17 protein-coding genes are annotated in these 16,666 nt (G+C 70.8%); 8 read left to right on the forward strand and 9 right to left on the reverse strand.

The genetic code is table 11. The annotated features are described in order from the left end of the window. Nucleotides 1-260 precede the first annotated feature (260 nt). Genes ABN611_RS31990 through ABN611_RS32005 form a run of 4 tightly spaced genes read right to left on the reverse strand, consistent with a single transcriptional unit; the run spans nucleotide 261 to nucleotide 3,768 of the window. The gene (locus tag ABN611_RS31990) at nucleotides 261-665 is read right to left on the reverse strand and encodes a universal stress protein (RefSeq protein ID WP_350276001.1); all 405 of its coding nucleotides are present in this window, start codon (nucleotides 663-665) and stop codon (nucleotides 261-263) included. 15 nt (nucleotides 666-680) lie between these two features. Next, nucleotides 681-2,234: a tripartite tricarboxylate transporter permease gene (locus tag ABN611_RS31995; RefSeq protein WP_350281708.1), complete on the reverse strand. Its 1,554-nt coding sequence runs from the start codon at nucleotides 2,232-2,234 to the stop codon at nucleotides 681-683. 5 nt (nucleotides 2,235-2,239) lie between these two features. Continuing rightward, complete coding sequence (locus ABN611_RS32000; RefSeq protein ID WP_350276002.1) at nucleotides 2,240-2,758, reverse strand: tripartite tricarboxylate transporter TctB family protein; 519 nt, start codon at nucleotides 2,756-2,758, stop codon at nucleotides 2,240-2,242. Next, nucleotides 2,755-3,768, reverse strand: coding sequence for a tripartite tricarboxylate transporter substrate binding protein (locus tag ABN611_RS32005; RefSeq protein ID WP_350276003.1), 1,014 nt, complete (start codon nucleotides 3,766-3,768; stop codon nucleotides 2,755-2,757). Before ABN611_RS32005 ends, ABN611_RS32000 begins: the two co-directional genes overlap by 4 nt. A gap of 106 nt (nucleotides 3,769-3,874) precedes the next feature. Between ABN611_RS32005 and ABN611_RS32010 the strand changes: the two genes are divergently transcribed. The 4 genes from ABN611_RS32010 to ABN611_RS32025 are packed head-to-tail and all read left to right on the forward strand — an operon-like array spanning nucleotide 3,875 to nucleotide 7,437. Further along, entirely contained in the window at nucleotides 3,875-4,645 is a 771-nt protein-coding gene (locus ABN611_RS32010) for an IclR family transcriptional regulator (RefSeq protein ID WP_350276004.1), read from the forward strand. Next, nucleotides 4,635-5,846 carry a CaiB/BaiF CoA-transferase family protein gene (locus ABN611_RS32015; protein ID WP_350276005.1) on the forward strand — a complete coding sequence of 404 codons (1,212 nt, stop codon included), beginning with the start codon at nucleotides 4,635-4,637 and terminating at the stop codon, nucleotides 5,844-5,846. Before ABN611_RS32010 ends, ABN611_RS32015 begins: the two co-directional genes overlap by 11 nt. Then, nucleotides 5,843-6,637 (forward strand): citryl-CoA lyase, encoded by a 795-nt coding sequence (locus ABN611_RS32020; protein ID WP_350276006.1) that lies wholly within the window; start codon nucleotides 5,843-5,845, stop codon nucleotides 6,635-6,637. The genes ABN611_RS32015 and ABN611_RS32020 overlap by 4 nt, the downstream gene beginning before the upstream one ends. Nucleotides 6,638-6,654: 17 nt before the next feature. Beyond that, the gene (locus tag ABN611_RS32025; protein ID WP_350276007.1) at nucleotides 6,655-7,437 is read left to right on the forward strand and encodes an LLM class flavin-dependent oxidoreductase; all 783 of its coding nucleotides are present in this window, start codon (nucleotides 6,655-6,657) and stop codon (nucleotides 7,435-7,437) included. Here the strand turns inward: ABN611_RS32025 and ABN611_RS32030 are convergent. The 3 genes from ABN611_RS32030 to ABN611_RS32040 are packed head-to-tail and all read right to left on the reverse strand — an operon-like array spanning nucleotide 7,424 to nucleotide 10,800. Beyond that, nucleotides 7,424-9,028 carry an AMP-binding protein gene (locus tag ABN611_RS32030; RefSeq protein WP_350276008.1) on the reverse strand — a complete coding sequence of 535 codons (1,605 nt, stop codon included), beginning with the start codon at nucleotides 9,026-9,028 and terminating at the stop codon, nucleotides 7,424-7,426. The two genes, ABN611_RS32025 and ABN611_RS32030, sit on opposite strands and share 14 nt — an antisense overlap. Beyond that, nucleotides 9,025-9,903 (reverse strand): SDR family NAD(P)-dependent oxidoreductase, encoded by an 879-nt coding sequence (locus tag ABN611_RS32035; protein WP_350276009.1) that lies wholly within the window; start codon nucleotides 9,901-9,903, stop codon nucleotides 9,025-9,027. Before ABN611_RS32035 ends, ABN611_RS32030 begins: the two co-directional genes overlap by 4 nt. Before the next feature lie 45 nt (nucleotides 9,904-9,948). Then, the gene (locus ABN611_RS32040; RefSeq protein WP_350276010.1) at nucleotides 9,949-10,800 is read right to left on the reverse strand and encodes a helix-turn-helix transcriptional regulator; all 852 of its coding nucleotides are present in this window, start codon (nucleotides 10,798-10,800) and stop codon (nucleotides 9,949-9,951) included. A 188-nt stretch (nucleotides 10,801-10,988) separates the two neighbouring features. On the opposite strand from ABN611_RS32040, the gene ABN611_RS32045 reads away from it, so the two are divergent. Further along, the gene (locus ABN611_RS32045) at nucleotides 10,989-11,765 is read left to right on the forward strand and encodes an SDR family oxidoreductase (protein ID WP_350276011.1); all 777 of its coding nucleotides are present in this window, start codon (nucleotides 10,989-10,991) and stop codon (nucleotides 11,763-11,765) included. A 3-nt stretch (nucleotides 11,766-11,768) separates the two neighbouring features. Here the strand turns inward: ABN611_RS32045 and ABN611_RS32050 are convergent, their stop codons facing one another. Further along, nucleotides 11,769-12,551, reverse strand: a complete 783-nt coding sequence (locus ABN611_RS32050; protein WP_350276012.1) for an alpha/beta hydrolase — start codon at nucleotides 12,549-12,551, stop codon at nucleotides 11,769-11,771. A 78-nt stretch (nucleotides 12,552-12,629) separates the two neighbouring features. Here ABN611_RS32050 and ABN611_RS32055 point away from each other — a divergent pair, with 78 nt between their 5' ends. Further along, entirely contained in the window at nucleotides 12,630-13,757 is a 1,128-nt protein-coding gene (locus ABN611_RS32055; protein ID WP_350276013.1) for a Xaa-Pro peptidase family protein, read from the forward strand. A 1-nt stretch (nucleotide 13,758) separates the two neighbouring features. On the opposite strand, the gene ABN611_RS32060 is transcribed toward ABN611_RS32055, so the two are convergent. After that, on the reverse strand, nucleotides 13,759-14,739 hold the full coding sequence (locus tag ABN611_RS32060; protein WP_350276014.1) for a helix-turn-helix domain-containing protein: 981 nt from the start codon (nucleotides 14,737-14,739) through the stop codon (nucleotides 13,759-13,761). 79 nt (nucleotides 14,740-14,818) lie between these two features. On the opposite strand from ABN611_RS32060, the gene ABN611_RS32065 reads away from it, so the two are divergent. Beyond that, nucleotides 14,819-16,084, forward strand: coding sequence for an MFS transporter (locus ABN611_RS32065; RefSeq protein WP_350281709.1), 1,266 nt, complete (start codon nucleotides 14,819-14,821; stop codon nucleotides 16,082-16,084). Nucleotides 16,085-16,142: 58 nt separating this feature from the next. Continuing rightward, nucleotides 16,143-16,622: a redox-sensitive transcriptional activator SoxR gene (soxR, locus tag ABN611_RS32070; RefSeq protein WP_350276015.1), complete on the forward strand. Its 480-nt coding sequence runs from the start codon at nucleotides 16,143-16,145 to the stop codon at nucleotides 16,620-16,622. Nucleotides 16,623-16,666: the final 44 nt, after the last annotated feature.

Raw genomic sequence — 16,666 nt, forward strand, 5'->3', positions numbered from 1 at the left:
GCCGGAGGTCGACTCGGGGGAGGTGGGGCGCCGGTTCTTGCCGCCGCGGCGGCGTCGGCGGGGGGACGGGGTGTCGGAGGGGACGGGGGATGGACTCGGGGACTCGGTCCGGGCATCAGGCATAACCAGACCAGTTTAGGCTGCCGCCCCCAGCGCATCACCCGGATTACCGGACGCCCAGGCCATCACAATCGGACCGCCACGTGAGACGCACGCGGCAGCTGCGCCGCAGGCGCGAATTGTGCTGGCCTGGAGATCCGTCAGTCGTGCGGCGACGGGACCTTGACCGCGAGGACCGGGACGGGGGACTCGAGGAGGACGCGCTGGGCGGTGCTGCCGAGGATGAGTTTGCCGACGGGGCTGCGGCGGCGCAGGCCGAGGACGATCAGGCCGACGTCCTCGGCGGCCGCGGCCTTCAGCAGCGCGCCGGCCACGTCGCCCTCGGACAGCGCCTGCTGGACGGTCACGTCGATGCCGCGCTCCCGCAACTTCGCCTCCGCGGCGGCCAACTCGTCGGCGTTGGCGTAGCGGGCGTCGATGTAGGCGTCGCCGCGGCTGGTGTTCAGCAACAGGACCGTGGCCCCGCGCAACTCGGCCTCGGCCGCCGCCGCGGTCAGCGCCGCCTCACCCTCGGGCGTTGGTACGTATCCGACGAGAATCTTCACGCACCCACTCTCCCATCAATCGTCCTCGCCGAAGGTCAGGCGGTCCCGGGTCGGCCGGGTCCCGCTGATCCGCGCGACGATCCGCGGCAGGTACGGCACGAACAGTGCGAGCACCGTCAGCACGATGATCACCAGGCTCAGCGGCCGCGTGAAGAACACGCTCGCGTCCCCGTTCGAGATCACCAGCGCCCGCCGGAACTGCTCCTCCATCGTCGGCCCGAGGATCACCCCGAGGACGACGGGTGCGATCGGGAAGTCCAGCTTGCGCATGAAGAACCCGGCGACGCCGATCAGCAGCGCCATCAGGACCTCGTACCCGGAGCCGGACAGCGAGTACACCCCGAGGCACGCGAAGACCAGGATCCCGGCGTACAGCAGCGGCCGCGGCACCTTGAGCACCTGCACCCAGATCTGGATCAGCGGCAGGTTCATCACCAGCAGGATCAGGTTGCCGACGTACAGCGACGCGATCAGCGTCCACACCAGCGTGCTCTGGTCCTCGAACAGCTGCGGCCCCGGCTGCACGTTGAAGATCTGGAACGCGGCCAGCATCACCGCGGCCGTCGCCGACGTCGGCAGCCCAAGGGTCAGCAGCGGCACCAGCACCCCGGAGAACGACGCGTTGTTCGCCGCCTCCGGCCCCGCGACCCCCTCGATCGCGCCGTCGCCGAACTCGTCCCGCCCGCGCTTGCGGGCCCGCCGCCGCTCGATGGAGTACGACAGGAACGTCGGTACCTCGGCACCACCCGACGGGATCGCCCCGAACGGGAACCCGAGCGCCGTCCCGCGCAACCACGGCGCCCACGACCGGCCCCAGTCCGACCGGTTCAGGTACCCGGTCCGCAGCCGGCCTTTCTCGAGTACGGCGGGACGCTCCGGGGTCGAGCGCAGCTTCGATGCCACGTGCAACGTCTCGCCGATCGCAAACAGGCCGACGATCACGATGACCACGTCGACCCCGTCCAGCAACCGCAACGTGCCGAACGTGTACCGCGGCGCCCCCGACAGGCTGTCGAGCCCGATCAGCCCGATGAACAACCCGACGACGAGCGACAGCAGCCCGCGCACCAGCGAGTGCCCGACGATCGCGGTCACCGCGACCATCGCGAGCAGCGTGATCGCGAAGTAGTCGGTCGCCTGGAAGTGACTCGCCAGGTTGCCGATCGGCTTCGCCACGAACGTCAGCAGCACCGTCGAGATCGTCCCGGCCACGAACGACCCGATCGCCGCGGCCGCCAGCGCCGCCCGGGCCCGGCCCTTGAGCGCCATCTTGTGGCCCTCGATCGCGGTCGCCACCGAGGCCGACTCGCCGGGCGTGTTGATCAGGATCGACGTCGTCGACCCGCCGTACATCGCGCCGTAGTAGATCCCGGCGAACATGATGAACGCGCCGATCGGGTCCGAGAAGTTGAACGTGATCGGCAACAGCAGCGCGATCGTCAGCGCCGGCCCGATCCCGGGCAGGATGCCGACGAGCATGCCGAGCGTGACGCCGAGGACGGCCCACAGCAGGTTCATCGGGTCGAGCACGGTCCCGAAGCCGTGCATCAGGTCGCCGAAGACACTCATCGTGATCACAGCCCCAGCACCCCCGCGGGCAGCGAGATGTCGAGGAACTGCGTGAACGCGACGTACACGACGACGGCCAGTACGACGGACACGACGATGTCGCGCACCAGCTGACGACTACCGAGCACCCGCGCCGCCGCGAAGAACAGCAACGCGGTCGCGATCAGATACCCCAGCGGTACGACGAGCAGCGCGTACAGCACCAGCAACGCGGACACCGCCACCGGCTCGAACCAGCCGCGCCCGCTCGCTCGGGCTGTCCGCGGCGCCCGCAATCCTTCCACCAAGTACGCAACTGAAAGGACCAGCCAGGCAACCGTCACGAGCAGAGGGAAGAAGCGCGGTCCCGCCGGATCCAGACCTTTCGGGCTGCGGATGTCGAACACGCCGACCAGGAACGTCGTACTCAGCACGATCAGGATCAGCGCGGCGACGATCCGAACGAGCCGGGACGCCTCGACCGCGACGTCCGAAGCCTTGACCTCAGAAGCCTTGACCTCAGAAGCCTTGACCGTCTCACTCATAGGATCCCCAGCTCCTTCTCGAGGCCCTGGACGCGAGTGGTCTCCTCGGCGATGAACCGGGTCGCGTCGTCGCCGGTCTTGAAGAACTCGGTCCAGCCGTTCTTCTTCCGGATCTCGGCCCACTCCGGCGACTGGTTCACCGTCGTGACGAAGTCGATCAGGCGTTGCCGGTCCGCGGCCGGGATGTCCGGCGGGGCGACGATCGCGCGCCAGTTCTGGACCTCGGCGTCGTACCCCTCGGACTTCATCGTCGGCAGCTGCCTGCCGTTGAGCGTGACCGGCTCGGTCCCTGACGTCGCCAGCACGCGCATCTTGCCGGCGGTGATCTGCTCCTCGAACTCGCTCACGCCGGAGATTCCGACGGTCACGTCACCGGACAGGATCGCCGCGGTCGCCTCACCGCCGCCCGAGTAGCTGATGTACTTCACCTTCGACGGGTCCGCGCCCGCTGCCTTCACCAGCGTGCCCGCGGTGATGTGGTCGGTGCCGCCGATCGTGCCGCCGCCCCAGCTGACCTTCGACGGGTCGGCCTTGTAGAGCTCGACCAGATCCTTCAGCGATTTCAGCGGGGAGTCCGCCTTCACCACCAGGATCTCCTGCTCGGCGGTGAGTGTGGCGATCGGCGTGGTGTCCGAAACCGTGATCTGGGACTGGTTGAGGGTGAGCGCGCCGACCATGACCAGGCCGGTGATCATCAGCGCGTGCGGGTCCTTGCGGTTCTTGGTGACCAGCTTCGAGATGCCGACCGCGCCGCCGGCCCCGGTCACGTTCACCACCGAGACCGACCACTCGCCGAGCAGCTTCTTCTCCTGGATCACGTGCTGGAACTGCCGGGCGGTCAGGTCCCAACCGCCACCAGGCGCCGCGGGGACCATGATCTCGACGTTGCGGCTCGGGAATTCGCCGGCGACGCTGCCGCCTTCGAGCGTCTTCTCCAGCGCCGAACAGCCGCTCGCGAGCAAGCTGACCGCCAGACCCGCGGCGACGAGCGCCGTACGAGGTCGGGACATGTGCTGTTACCTCCTGTGGGCGAGGAGCGATGTCCGCGACCGTAGCAGCATTCCACCAGGAGGTACAGAGATTCCGTTGTGCGGCACGCCGGGCTATGGTCGTGCCATGAGTGAGGGAGACGGAGTACGCAGCGTGCACCGCGCGCTGGACCTGCTCGAGCGGTTCGACGACGAGCATCCGACGTGGACGCTGGCCGCGCTGACCGCCGCGAGCGGGCTGCCGAAGACGACCGTGCTCCGGCTGGTGACCACGCTCGAACAGCGTGGCCTGGTCGCGGCGGTCGGCCCGGGCAAGTACGCGATCGGGCCCGGCTTCCTGCGGTGGTCGCGGCTGAGCAGCTCGACGATGGAGATCCCGCCCGCGGTCAGAGCCGCGATGGGCAAGCTGTCCGCCGACACCGGCGAGACCGCGAACCTCTACATCCGCGTCGGCCGCACCCGGGTGTGCCTCGCGCAGGCACCAGGGTCCCTGAGCGTCCGGCACATGGTGGTCGTCGGCTCGTCGATGCCGTTGTGGGGCGGTGCCGCGTCGAAGGTGCTGCTCACCGATCCGCCCGTGCTCGACGTCGACCCGTCGCTGATCGAGGAGCTCGCCCTCGAGGCGCCCCGGCAGCCCGGATTCGCCAAGCAGCTGCGCGCCGCCGTCGTGGACGCGAACGCCCGCGGCTTCGCGGTCAGTCACGGCGAGCGCGAGCTCGGCGCCTCCGGCGTCGCGGCTCCGGTCCGGCGGTCCGACGGGCGGGTGGTCGCCGCGATCGCGATCGGCGGGCCCACGACCCGGTTCAGCGACGACCGGTTGCCGTCGTACGTCCACGCCGTACGGCGCTGCGCGGAGACGATCGTCCGCACTGGGTGGAGCGGATTCAGTGCATCCTGACGCGGACCTCTTGACCGGCGTGCAGGTGCTCGACCTGACCAACGTGCTCGCCGGACCGTTCGCCGGATACCAGCTGGCGCTGATGGGCGCCGAGGTGATCAAGATCGAGGTGCCCGGCTCCGGCGATCTCGCGCGCAACCTCGGCGGCGACCCGGAGCTGTCGAAGGACGGCCTCGGGATCTCGTTCCTCGCCCAGAACGCGGGGAAGCGGTCGCTGACGCTCAACCTCAAGAGCCCCGCCGGGCGCGAGGTGTTCGAGCGGCTGGTGCGCAAGGCCGACGTACTGCTGGAGAACTTCCGGCCCGGGGTGCTCGAGCGGCTCGGGTTCGGTCCCGACGTACTGCGATCACTCAACCCCGGGCTGGTGTACTGCGCGGTGTCGGGCTTCGGGCAGACGGGGCCGATGCGCGGCCGGGCGGCGTACGACCAGATCATCCAGGGGCTGTCGGGGATCATGAGCGTCACCGGCACGCCGGAGACCGCGCCGTTGCGGACCGGGTTCCCGATCGCGGACACGCTCGGCGGGTACGCCGCCGCGTTCGCGATCTCGGCGGCGCTGGTGAAGCGGGCCCGGACCGGCGCCGGCAGCTTCCTCGACGTCTCGATGCTGGAGACGGCGGTCGCGGCGATGGGCTGGGTGGTGTCGGACTACCTGGTCGGCGGCCGCAAACCCGGTGCCATGGGCAACGAGAACGCCACGTCGGCGCCGTCCGGGACGTTCCGGACCGCGGACGGCGCGCTGAACATCGCCGCCAACAAGCAGGAGCAGTACGCCGAACTCTGCACGGCGCTCGGGCGGCCGGAGCTGATCACCGACGAGCGCTTCGTGACCCGTGAGACGCGCAAGCAGCACCGTACCGAACTCCGCGACGAGCTGGAGAAGACACTGACGGAGCAGCCCGCCGCCCACTGGGACGAGCTGCTGGCGAATTCCGGCGTACCTGTCGCTCCGGTGCTGACGGTCGAGCAGACGTTGAACCTGTCGCAGCTGGCCGAGCGCGAGCTGCTGCACACGGTCGAGATGCCGGACGGGCGCGATCGGGAGCTGCGGGTGCTCGGCAGCAGTGTGCATGTCGACGGGCACGCGGTCGGTCCGTCCACGCGGCCGCCGCGGCTGGGGGAGCACACCGCGGAGATCCTCACCGAACTCGGCTACACCCCGGACGAGATCGCCGCACTGCGAGCGGAAGGGACGACATGAGCACCGACGAGCTGGCGCCGGGTCGCAAGGAGGGCGCGGACTGGTGGGCGACCGCGATCTCGGACATCCGGCCCGGGGTGATCCGGTTCCACGGCTACCCGATCGAGGAACTGATCGGCGCAGTCAGCTTCCCGCAGATGGTCTGGTTGATGGTCCGCGGCGAGCTGCCGACGCCGGGGGAGGCGCGGCTGCTCGAGCAGACGCTGGTGGCCGCCGTCGACCACGGTCCGCAGGCGCCGTCGATCGCCGCGACGCGGATGGCTGTGTCGTGCGGGCTCGCGGTCAACAACGCGATCGCCACCGGCGTCAACCTGCTCGGTGACGTCCACGGCGGCGCCGGGCAGCAATGTCTGGAGATGCTGTACGGGCTGGATGCGAGCGATCCGGCAGCAGCTGCCGGTGAAGTGGTTGCGTCGTACAAGGCCCGCAAGGCCTACGTGCCGGGCTTCGGCCACCGCTTCCATCCACGCGACCCGCGCCGCGATCCGCTGATCGCCGCCGCGCAGCAAGCAGTTGCCGACGGCACCATCAGCGGCCGGTACCTGGAACTCGCGCTCGCCGTGGAGACCGCGCTGGACCCGGTCCCGATGAACGTCGACGGCGCAACGGCAACCATCTACGCCGAGCTGGGCGTCCCCGCCGAACTCGCGCGCGGTCTCTTCGTCCTGTCCCGCTCCGTAGGCCTGCTAGCCCACGCCCACGAACAGCAACAACAGCCGACCCGCATCAAAGGCCCGCTTCCGAAGCCCGTCACCCCCACCTACACCGGCCACCCACCCCGCTCACTCTGACCGGTTAGGGTCGGGCCATGGTCGAACTCCAGGTCGTCCTCCCGGACGAGTCAGCGACGATGCCGCCCGAACGACTGGTCGAACTGGCGACCGCCGCGGAGGAGCTCGGCTACGGCACGGCGTGGCTGCCCGACCACCTGCTCCCACCGGGGGAGTTCGGCCCGACGTACGGCGGGGTGTACGAACCGCTCGTCACGATCGGGTACCTCGCGGCCCGCACGCGGACGATCCGGTTCGGTACGTCGGTGCTCGTATTGCCGCTGCGGAGCCCGTACGTCGTCGCGAAGCAGGCGGCGACGCTGCATCGGCTGTCCGGCGAACGCCTCGTCCTGGGGATCGGCGCTGGGTGGGCGCAGGAGGAGTTCGCGGCGGTCGGCGCTGTCTTCGAGGAGCGCGGCCGGCGTACGGACGAATCGCTCGGGATCATCCGCGATCTCTTCGAAGGGCGGGACCGCGGCGGGGTGTTCGAACCCAAGCTCCGGGCGCCGCTGCCGATCATGATCGGCGGGACGACGGTGCCCGCGTTGCGCCGGGCGGCGCGCTACGGTGACGAGTGGCAGGGCCTGGGCCTGGACGGCGCCGGCTTCGCAGCCGCGGTTTCGCGGTTGCGGTCGTTCGGCGACCGGCCGATCAAGGTCGGTACCCGCCTCGACTGGTCCGCGGGTGAGCCCGGCGCGGTGCTCGAGTCGGCGCACGAGCTCGTCGCGGCCGGGGCCGAGACGCTGGCGGTGTCGTTCGGCGACGAGAGCGGGGCGCTCGACCGGATGACGAAGTTCCGGGAGCTGTTCACGGCGGTGTGAGGCGGTTGCGGAGGACCTTGCCGGTCGCGTTGCGGGGGAACTCGTCGAGGACGACGACCTGCCGCGGGGTCTTGTAGCGGGCCAGGTTCGACTTCACGTGGGCGATCAGCTCGTCCTCGGTGGCCGGCTCGTGGAGTACGACGTAGGCGATCAGCCGCTGGCCGAACTCGTCGTCGGGGACACCGGTGACGACCGCCTCGGCGACCGCGGGGTGTGCGGCGAGGCACTGCTCGACCTCGACCGGGTACACGTTCTCGCCGCCGGAGACGATCATGTCGTCCTCGCGCCCGTCGACGAACAGCCGCCCGGCGCCGTCGAGGTGCCCGAGGTCGCCGGTGCTCATCCGGCCGTCGACCACGGTCTTGCTCGACCCGTCGGAGTACCCGCCGAACACCAGCCCGCCGCCGGCGAAGATCCGCCCGGTGGTGCCGACCGGTACGACGCGGTCCCGGTCGTCCAGGATCCGGATCGAGCTGCCCAGGCACGGCCGGCCGACGGTGCTCGGCGCGGCCAGCAGATCCGCGGAGGTCGCGATCGTCGCGATCCCGACCTCACTCGACCCGTACGCGTCGCACAGCACCGGCCCGAACCGCTCGATGAACCGTTCCGCCAGCGGCGCACCGAGCTGGGAGGCGCCGGACACCACCGCTCGCAGCGACCGCAGGTCGTAGTCCGCGATCGCCGTCGGCCCCAGGTCGAGCAGCCGGCGCAGCATCACCGGCACGGCCACGACCGAACCGGCGCGCGTGGCCTCGACATCGGCCAGCACGGTCGCCGGGTCGAAGCGCGGTCGCAGTACCAGTGGGGAGCCGAGGAACAGGGCGAGCATCGACGTCAGCAGGCCCATCCCGTGGAACAACGGCGGGCAGATCACCATCGGCTCCCCGGCGCGGATCCCGAACCGGCTCAGCGCGCTCCCGGTCAACCCCGCCAGCCCGAGCGCGGTGGGCGTTCGCGGCGCGGCCTTCGGCGTCCCGGTTGTCCCGGAGGTGAGGATCGTGATGTGGCCGACTCGCTCGGGCGGAGCGGCCGGCTGCGCCGTACTCCCGGCGAGCGCCTCCAGATCGGACCCGACCGCCGGCAGCTCGCCCGGGACCGTGAACTCGGCGTCGTGCACGACGAGGTCCGGCCGCTGCCGCTCGAGCACCGCCCGGAGCTGCGGTGCGGCGAACTCGGTGTTCACGAACAGCACGTCCGCGCCCACCCGCGACGCCGCGAGCGTCGCCTCCAGGAATCCGCGATGGTTCCGGCACAGGACGGCGACCTTGCTCCCGGCAACGATCCCGTACTGCGCCTGCAGTCCGGCCGCGATCCGCTCGCAGCGGCGGTCCAGCTCGGCGTACGTGACCTGGTCGTCGCCGGTGATCACCGCCGGCCGGTCCGGGTAGCGGATCGCGGCGACGACGCCGAGCACGGCCATCGACTGGCCCCAGGTCCGCAGCGCGCGCTCGATCTGGACCAGCTGCGCCGGTCCGGCCGACCGCCACACCCCGGACCTGATCAGCGCCACCGACAGCCCGCCGACCTCGGCCGCACTCCGCACCAACCACTCCGGCGGCCGGATCGGGCGGATCGGGCGGATCGTCCTCATCGCTTCTTCCCGCCTCCCGTCCGCCGGAAGTACAACTCGAACAGCCGGTCGGTCGGCACCCGCAACAGGTTGCCGACGGCATCGGCCGGGCGGACGAACGGCGGCGTGATGTTGTGCGGCCGCTCCGCCACCGCCGTACACACCTGGTCGGCGGCCTGCTCCGGCGTCAGCCCGGGCATCTTGTTGAGCAGTGGCGTCGGTTCACTCATCCGCGTGTGCACGAGGCCCATGTAGACGGTCGAGGTCGTGACCCCGTCGCCGCGCACCTCCTGCGCCACACAGCGCAGCCAGACGTCGAACGCGCTCTTCGACGCCAGGTACGCCGACCAGCGCGCCATCGGCGGCGTCCGCACGCCGGCCGTCGACACGTTAACGATGTGACCCGACCGGCGTTCGCGCATCGACGGCAGCAGTTCGAGGACGAGCTTCGCGGGGCCGAGGTAGTTGACTGCGTTGGTCCGCTCGATGTCGTGGAAGCGCTGGTACGTGTCCGCGATCGACCGCCGGATCGACTTGCCGGCGTTGTTCACCAGGACGTCGACCCGCTCGTGCTCCGCGAGCACCGTCCGGGCCAGCTCTTCGACCGCGGCCGGGTCCGCGAGATTCGCCGGATACACGTACGCCGACCCGCCGGCGGCCCGGATCTCGTCGGCCACCACTTGCAGTTGATCCTCCGTCCGCGCGACGAGCAGCACCGCCGCACCGGCCGCGGCCAGTCGCCGGGCCGTCGCCTCGCCGATCCCGTACGACGAACCGGTGACCAGCACCACCTTGCCCCGCACGGCCGCGGCGAGCCGGTCCTCGGAAACCCTGGTGCGCCCGTTGGTCAGCGCGACAAGCAACGGCCACCCGATCGGACGCTTCCCAGTCACCATGCGCCTGACATTACCCGCTGGTAGCCGCCAGCGGCAGGGGTGAGATCAGTCGGTCGCGGGTTGCGGAGCGGTCCAGCTGGCGAGCAGCCGCAGGCCGTCCGCGGTCGGCGAACCCGGCTCGACCTGGTAGACGCACAGGGTCTGCTCGGCGTCGCCCGGCACCTGGAACGACTCGTACGCGAACTCCAGGTCGCCGGCGATCGGGTGGTGGTAGAGCTTCGCGCCGTGCGTGCGGCGCAGGACGCGGTGGTCGTTCCACCAGCCGCTGAACTCGGGCGACTGCAACGTCAGCTCGCCGACGAGATCGGCGAGTTGGCGGTCGTTCGGGTACCGGCCTGCTTCCAGGCGGAGCATCGCGACCGTCTCGGCGGCGATCCGCTCCCAGTCGCCGACCCGCTCGCGGGCCTCGGGATCGAGCAGGTAGTACCGCGCCAGGTTGCGACGGGTGGCCGGCAGCGCGTCGAAGTCGGTCAGCACCGCGCGGGCCAGCCGGTTGGTGGCCAGGACGTCGGTTCGGCGGCCGAGGATGAACGCCGGGACGTGTTCGAGGGTCTGCAGCATCAGGTAGAGCCCGGGCCGGACGCGCTGCGGGCTGGCGGGCGTACGGCGTACCGGTGCCCTCCGGGTGAGCAGGTCGTTGAGGTGTTCGCGTTCGGTCGCGTCCAGCTGCAGCGCGCGGGCGAGTGCGTCGAGGACCTCGGCCGACGGGTTGCCGGCCCTGCCTTGTTCGAGGCGGGTGTAGTACTCGGTGCTGACGCCTGCCAGCCGGGCAACCTCGTCGCGGCGCAGTCCGGGCACCCGTCGCGTGCGTCCGTCCTCGGGCAGTCCTGCCTGGTCGGGCGCGATCGCGGCTCGCCGCGTGCGCAGGAAGTCCGCTACCTCGGTACTGCGTTCCATGGCTCCAGTGTGATCGAGCGACGCGGACCAGCCGTCGTCCTGGGTGGCCCTGCTGGTACCAGTCTCGCCGGTGCCTGCCTGGACAGGGCTTGTTCGAGCGCCCAAAACGCCTTGCGGGGCTGGTGTTCTGGAGATGCGGCCGGGATCGCCCGGCCGATCGAAACTCTTCACCGGAAGGTAGTCCTCACATGACTGTGCACGCTGTCTCCAAGCCTCTCGCCGGCCGGGTCGCCGTGATCACCGGAGCGTCGAGCGGCATCGGCGAGGCCACAGCGGAACATCTGGCCGGACTCGGCGCGACCGTCGTCGTCCTGGCCCGGCGGGCGGACCGTCTGCGTGACCTCGTGACACGCATCGAGAAGGACGGTGGGACCGCACTGGCGCTGGCAGCCGACGTGACCGACGCGGCCGCGGTACAGGCCGCCGCCGATCGTGTCCAGGCCGAGCTGGGCGGCGCCGACCTGCTCTTCAACAACGCGGGCGTGATGCTCCCGGCACCCGTCGAGGAGCGCGCGACCGAGCAGTGGCAGCAGCAGATCGACCTCAACATCACCGGTCTGATGAACGTCATCGGCGCCTTCACGCCGCAGCTGGTCGCGGCCGCCGCCGAGCGCGGTGTCGCGGACCTGATCAACACCTCCTCGATCGCGGCGCAGAACATCTTCCCGACCTTCGCGGTCTACTCCGGCACCAAGGCGTACGTCAGCCACCTGTCCCGCCACCTGCGCGCCGAGCTCGGCCCGAAGAACGTCCGGGTCTCGGCCCTCGAGCCCGGCATCGTGGGCACCGAACTGCAGAGCCACGTCACCGACGTCGGCGCGCTGGAGTGGCTCGACGGCTCCCGGCAGGCGATGGAGTGGTTGACCGCCGACGACATCGCGCAGGCGGTCGGCTTCGTCGCGAGTCAGCCGCCGCGGGTCAACTTCCAGCAGCTCACGATCATGCCGACCGCCCAGACCAGCTGAGCCTCACTCCGTGGCGGCGCGCTGCAGCCATTCGCGGACGAAGGCCTCGAGCAACGCGGGCTGCTCGATCTGGAGATTGTGGCCGGCCACATCCACCACCGCGTAAGTGGCCCGCGGATAGTGGGGGAGCAGGTCGTACTGGTCCTCGTACCCGGTGACGGCGTCCTGCCGGCCGCACAGGATCAACGCCGGCCGCTGGTACGGCGGGCCGCTCTCCGGCGCGGTCGTCAGCGCCCAGTTCTTCTGGATCCGCTCGAGCGCCTCCTCGTCCGCGACCGCGAGCCCGGGGGCCACATCCGATCGGTATGCCGCCAGCGTCTCAGCCGACTGCACGACCGCGAGCTCGGTGTAGTCCTCGTCCGCTCCCACGGTTTCGAGGACGCCGGGCTCGGTCCGCAGTACGACGTGTTCGGGCAGCCGGCGGTCCTTGTGCCACAGCACGCCGGTCGGGCAGATCATCGCCACGCCGAGGATCTGCCCGGGCCGCTCGGCGACGAGCCCGCGGGCGAGATAGCCGCCGTACGACTCGCCGATCAGCAGGAACGGCTCGTCGCCGATCTGCTCGGCGACGAACTCGCGCAGCGCGGCCATGATGCCGTCCGAGCTGTCGATGTCACCGGCCGGGCTCTGGCCCATGCCGGGCAGGTCCGGGTACAGCCTGCGGTAGCCGGGGAGTTGCTCGAAGATCGGCTCGAGGCAACCGGTCATCAGCCGGTGGTCCGGCGTCCATCCGTGCAGTGCGAGAACCGGAACACCTTCGCCGTGGGACACGAAGTGCAGTGCCATGGAGTTGCCTTTCCGCCGAGCCTGGTCTGGAGCGGAACAAGTTGTAGCAACCCCCTCCGACAGTTTTAGAGTCACACCATGGCCCGTCGCTCAGCACCTCCGCCCGTTCCCGCTGCCGCCGTCCTCCGTTCCCGCCTGGATCGCGCCCGCCAGGCCGCGGCCGGCACCGGTCTGGTGATCGCGCCGGGCTCCGACCTGCGGTACCTGATCGGTCAGCCGGGCGGCTCGTTCGAGCGCCTCACCGCGCTGGTCATCCCGGCCGACGGCGCGCCGGCCCTGGTCGTGCCGAAGCTCGAGGCGCCCGGGTACGACGGCCTGCCGCTCGCGGAGCTCGGCGTCGAGGTCGTCACGTGGGTGGACGGTGTCGACCCGTACGCGCTCGCCGCCGAGCGGCTCGGCGGGTCGGAGCGGATCGCGGTCAGTGACTTCACGCCGGCGCTGCACGTGCTGGGCATCCGGGACGCGCTGCCGAAGGCCGAGCAGATGCTGGCCGGGCCGATCGTGCGCGAGCTGCGGATGCGCAAGGACGCCGCCGAGATCGAGGCGCTGCGGAAGGCGGGCGCGGCGATCGACCGCGTGCACGCCCGAGTCGGCGAGTGGCTGCGTCCCGGACGGACCGAGGCCGCGGTGGGCGCCGACATCGCCGCCGCGATCGTCGAGGAGGGCCACACCGAGGCCGACTTCGTGATCGTCGCGAGCGGTCCGAACGGCGCCAGCCCGCACCACGCGCTGTCCGACCGGGTGATCGAGGCAGGCGACGTGGTGGTCGTCGACATCGGCGGTCCCGTTGCCGAGGGCTACAACTCCGACTCCACCCGGACGTACTCCGTCGGCATACCGCGGGACGCCGACGTCGCCGCGACGTACGCCGTACTGCAGCAGGCTCAGCAGGCGGCGGTCGACGCGGTCCGGCCCGGCGCGACCGCCGAGTCGATCGACGCGGCCGCGCGGGACGTGATCACGGCGGCCGGGTTCGGCGAGTACTTCATCCACCGGACCGGCCACGGCATCGGGCTGGACGTGCACGAGGAGCCGTACATCGTCGCCGGCAACACGCTGCCGCTGGAGCCGGGCATGGCCTTCAGCGTCGAGCCAGGCATCTACCAGACCGGCCGCTGGGGCGCCCGCATCGAGGACATCGTCGTGGTCACCGCCGACGGCGTCGAACCGATGAACAAGCGCCCGCACGAGCTGGTGGAGCTCTGAGTCAGCCCGCCCGGAACGTCTTGCGGTAGGCGAGTGGGGAGACGCCCAGCTCGGACCGCAGGTGGTGTCGCAGGGAGGCTGCCGTGCCCAGGCCGGCCTCCTCGGCGACGCGGTCGACGGACAGGCCGGTCGTCTCGAGCAGCTGGCACGCGTGCCGCACGCGCTGCTGGAGGAGCCAGGTGCCGGGGGACTGGCCGGTCTCGGCCTTGAAGCGGCGGCTGAACGTGCGCACGCTCATCCGCGCGTGGGCGGCCATCGCCGCGAGGCTGATCTCCTCGGCGAGCCGTTCGAGCGCCCAGGCCCGGGTGGGCGACGTACCCTCACTGCCTTCCTCCGGTACGGCGCGCTCGATGTACTGCGACTGCCCGCCGTCCCGCCACGGCGGCACGACGCAGTGCCGGGCGGCCCGGTTCGCGACCTCGCTGCCGAAGTCGCGCCGGATCAGGTGCAGGCAGAGATCGACGCCTGCGGCGAGCCCGGCCGACGTCAGTACGTCGCCGTCGTCGACGAACAGGCGGTCCTCGTCGAGGTTCACCTGCGGGTACACGCTGCGGAACAGCTCGGCGCGCCGCCAATGCGTCGTCGCGGGCCGGCCGTCGAGGTACCCGGCGGCGCCGAGCACGAACGCCCCGGTGCAGATCGATGCGATCCGGGTGCCGGGCCGGATCGTCGCGAGCGCGGCTGCCAGGTCGTCGGGCAGCGTGCCCTCGTACCGCGGCTGGGCGATGTAGGTGCCGGGGATGATCACGGTGTCCGCCTCGGCGAGCGCCTCCGGGCCGTGGCCCGGGACCAGCGTGAACCCGGCGCTCGCGTGCACCGGTCCGCCGAGGCCGCAGATGCGGACGTCGTACAGCTTGCCGCCGTCGGCCTTGGTGGCGGCGCCGAACACGGTCGGTGGGATGGTCAGGTCGAACCCGACCACGGGCTCCAGCGCTAGGACGGCGATCACGTGCGGTCCGACGGCGGTCAACTGACGACTCATGGCCACATCTTGACATAGGTTGGCAATCTGGCCACTCGTTCGATCGCGGTCGAACCGGCACCCTGGTCCGGTGACGCAGATGCTGGAGACGAGGAAGGCTCCCCGGGTGCACCTGGCCTGGGCGGTCGCGGTGGTCGGTTTCGTGACGCTGATCGGGGCGGCCGGCTTCCGGTCGGTGCCGAGTGTGCTGATCGATCCGCTGCACGACGAGTTCGGGTGGTCGCACGGCACGATCGGGGCGGCGGTGTCGATCAACCTGCTGCTGTTCGGCGGGATCTCGCCGTTCGCCGCGGCGCTCATGGACCGGCTGGGGCTGCGGAAGGTGGTCAGCGGCGCGCTGGTGCTGATCGCGCTGGGGAGCGGCCTGACGGTGTTCATGACCGCCTCCTGGCAGCTGCTGCTCTGCTGGGGCTTCCTGGTCGGCGTCGGCACCGGGTCGATGTCGATGACGTTCGTCGCGACGATCACCGGACGCTGGTTCGTGGAGCGGCGGGGTCTGGTGACGGGCATCCTGACGGCGGCCGGTGCGACCGGGCAGCTGATCTTCCTCCCGCTGATCGCTTCGCTCGCGTCGAACCACGGCTGGCGGGTTCCCGCGCTCGTAGCGGCCGGCGCGGCGTTGGCCGTCGTACCGCTGGTGCTGTTGTTCCTGCGGGACTACCCGAGCGATGTCGGGCTGCGTGCGTACGGCGCTCCGGAGGGCAGTACTGCGGGACAGCGGGTGGAGGCGACCGGTAGTAGTGCCAAGCGGGCGCTGAATGCGCTGACCATGGCTGCTCGGCGGCCGGCGTTCTGGTTCCTCGCGGGTGGGTTCGCGATCTGTGGCGCGTCGACGAACGGTCTGGTCGGGACCCACTTCGTGACGGCGGCACACGACCACGGGATGCCGGTGACGACCGCTGCGTCGTTGCTGGCACTGGTAGGCGTGTTCGACGTCGGCGGGACGATTCTGTCCGGGTATCTGACCGACCGGTGGGATCCGCGGTACCTGCTGATCGCCTACTACTCGCTGCGTGGCCTGTCGCTGCTGGTGCTGCCGTCGCTGCTCGGTCCTACGGCTGAGCCGAGCACCTGGGTGTTCATCATCTTCTACGGGCTGGACTGGGTGGCGACCGTGCCGCCGACGGTGGCCTTGTGCCGGGAGTGGTTCGGGCAGGACGGGCCGATCGTGTTCGGGTGGGTGTTCGCCTCGCACCAGGTCGGTGCCGCGCTGGCGGCTGCCGGTGCGGGCGTGATCCGCGACGTGCAGGGCAGCTACAACCTCGCCTGGTACCTGGCGGGTGGGTTGTGCGCCGCGGCGGCGTTGATGTCGGCGAGCATCCGGCGGCGGCTCGTGACCGCCTGAGCCATGCCCATGTCCGGTCCGATAACCTCGACACAGGTCGAGGTCGGAGGGATGGGCGATGGACATCGAGCCGGGTGAGTTGACCGTCGGGCAGCTGTCGCAGCGCAGTGGCGTGGCGATCTCGGCTCTGCACTTCTACGAGCGCCAGGGCCTGATCGTCAGCCGTCGTACGGCGGGCAACCAGCGCCGCTACAAGCGGGACACGCTGCGCCGGGTCGCGTTGATCCGGATCGCCCAGCGGGTCGGCGTACCGCTGTCGGAGGTCGCCGCGATCCTCAAGCTGCTGCCGGAGAACCGGACGCCGACCCGCGCCGACTGGGAGCGCATCTCGGAGTGCTGGCAGGCCGAACTCGACCGCCGCATCCTGCACCTCGAACAACTCCGCGACGACTTCAGGGACTGCGTCGGCTGCGGCTGCCTTTCCCTCGACCGCTGCGCCCTCGCCAATCCCCACGACACCCTCGCCACCACCGGCCCCGGCCCCCGCCGCCTCGTCACCGACACCGACGCCCCCTGCCACCCCGGCAAGTGCGCCTGAGTTGTCCACAGGGGCCGGCTCGCGGCGAGCGGGCTGGGGGTGCG

Origin of the sequence: Kribbella sp. HUAS MG21, from assembly GCF_040254265.1 — a bacterium.
In the GTDB taxonomy this organism is placed as follows: Bacteria; Actinomycetota; Actinomycetes; order Propionibacteriales; family Kribbellaceae; genus Kribbella.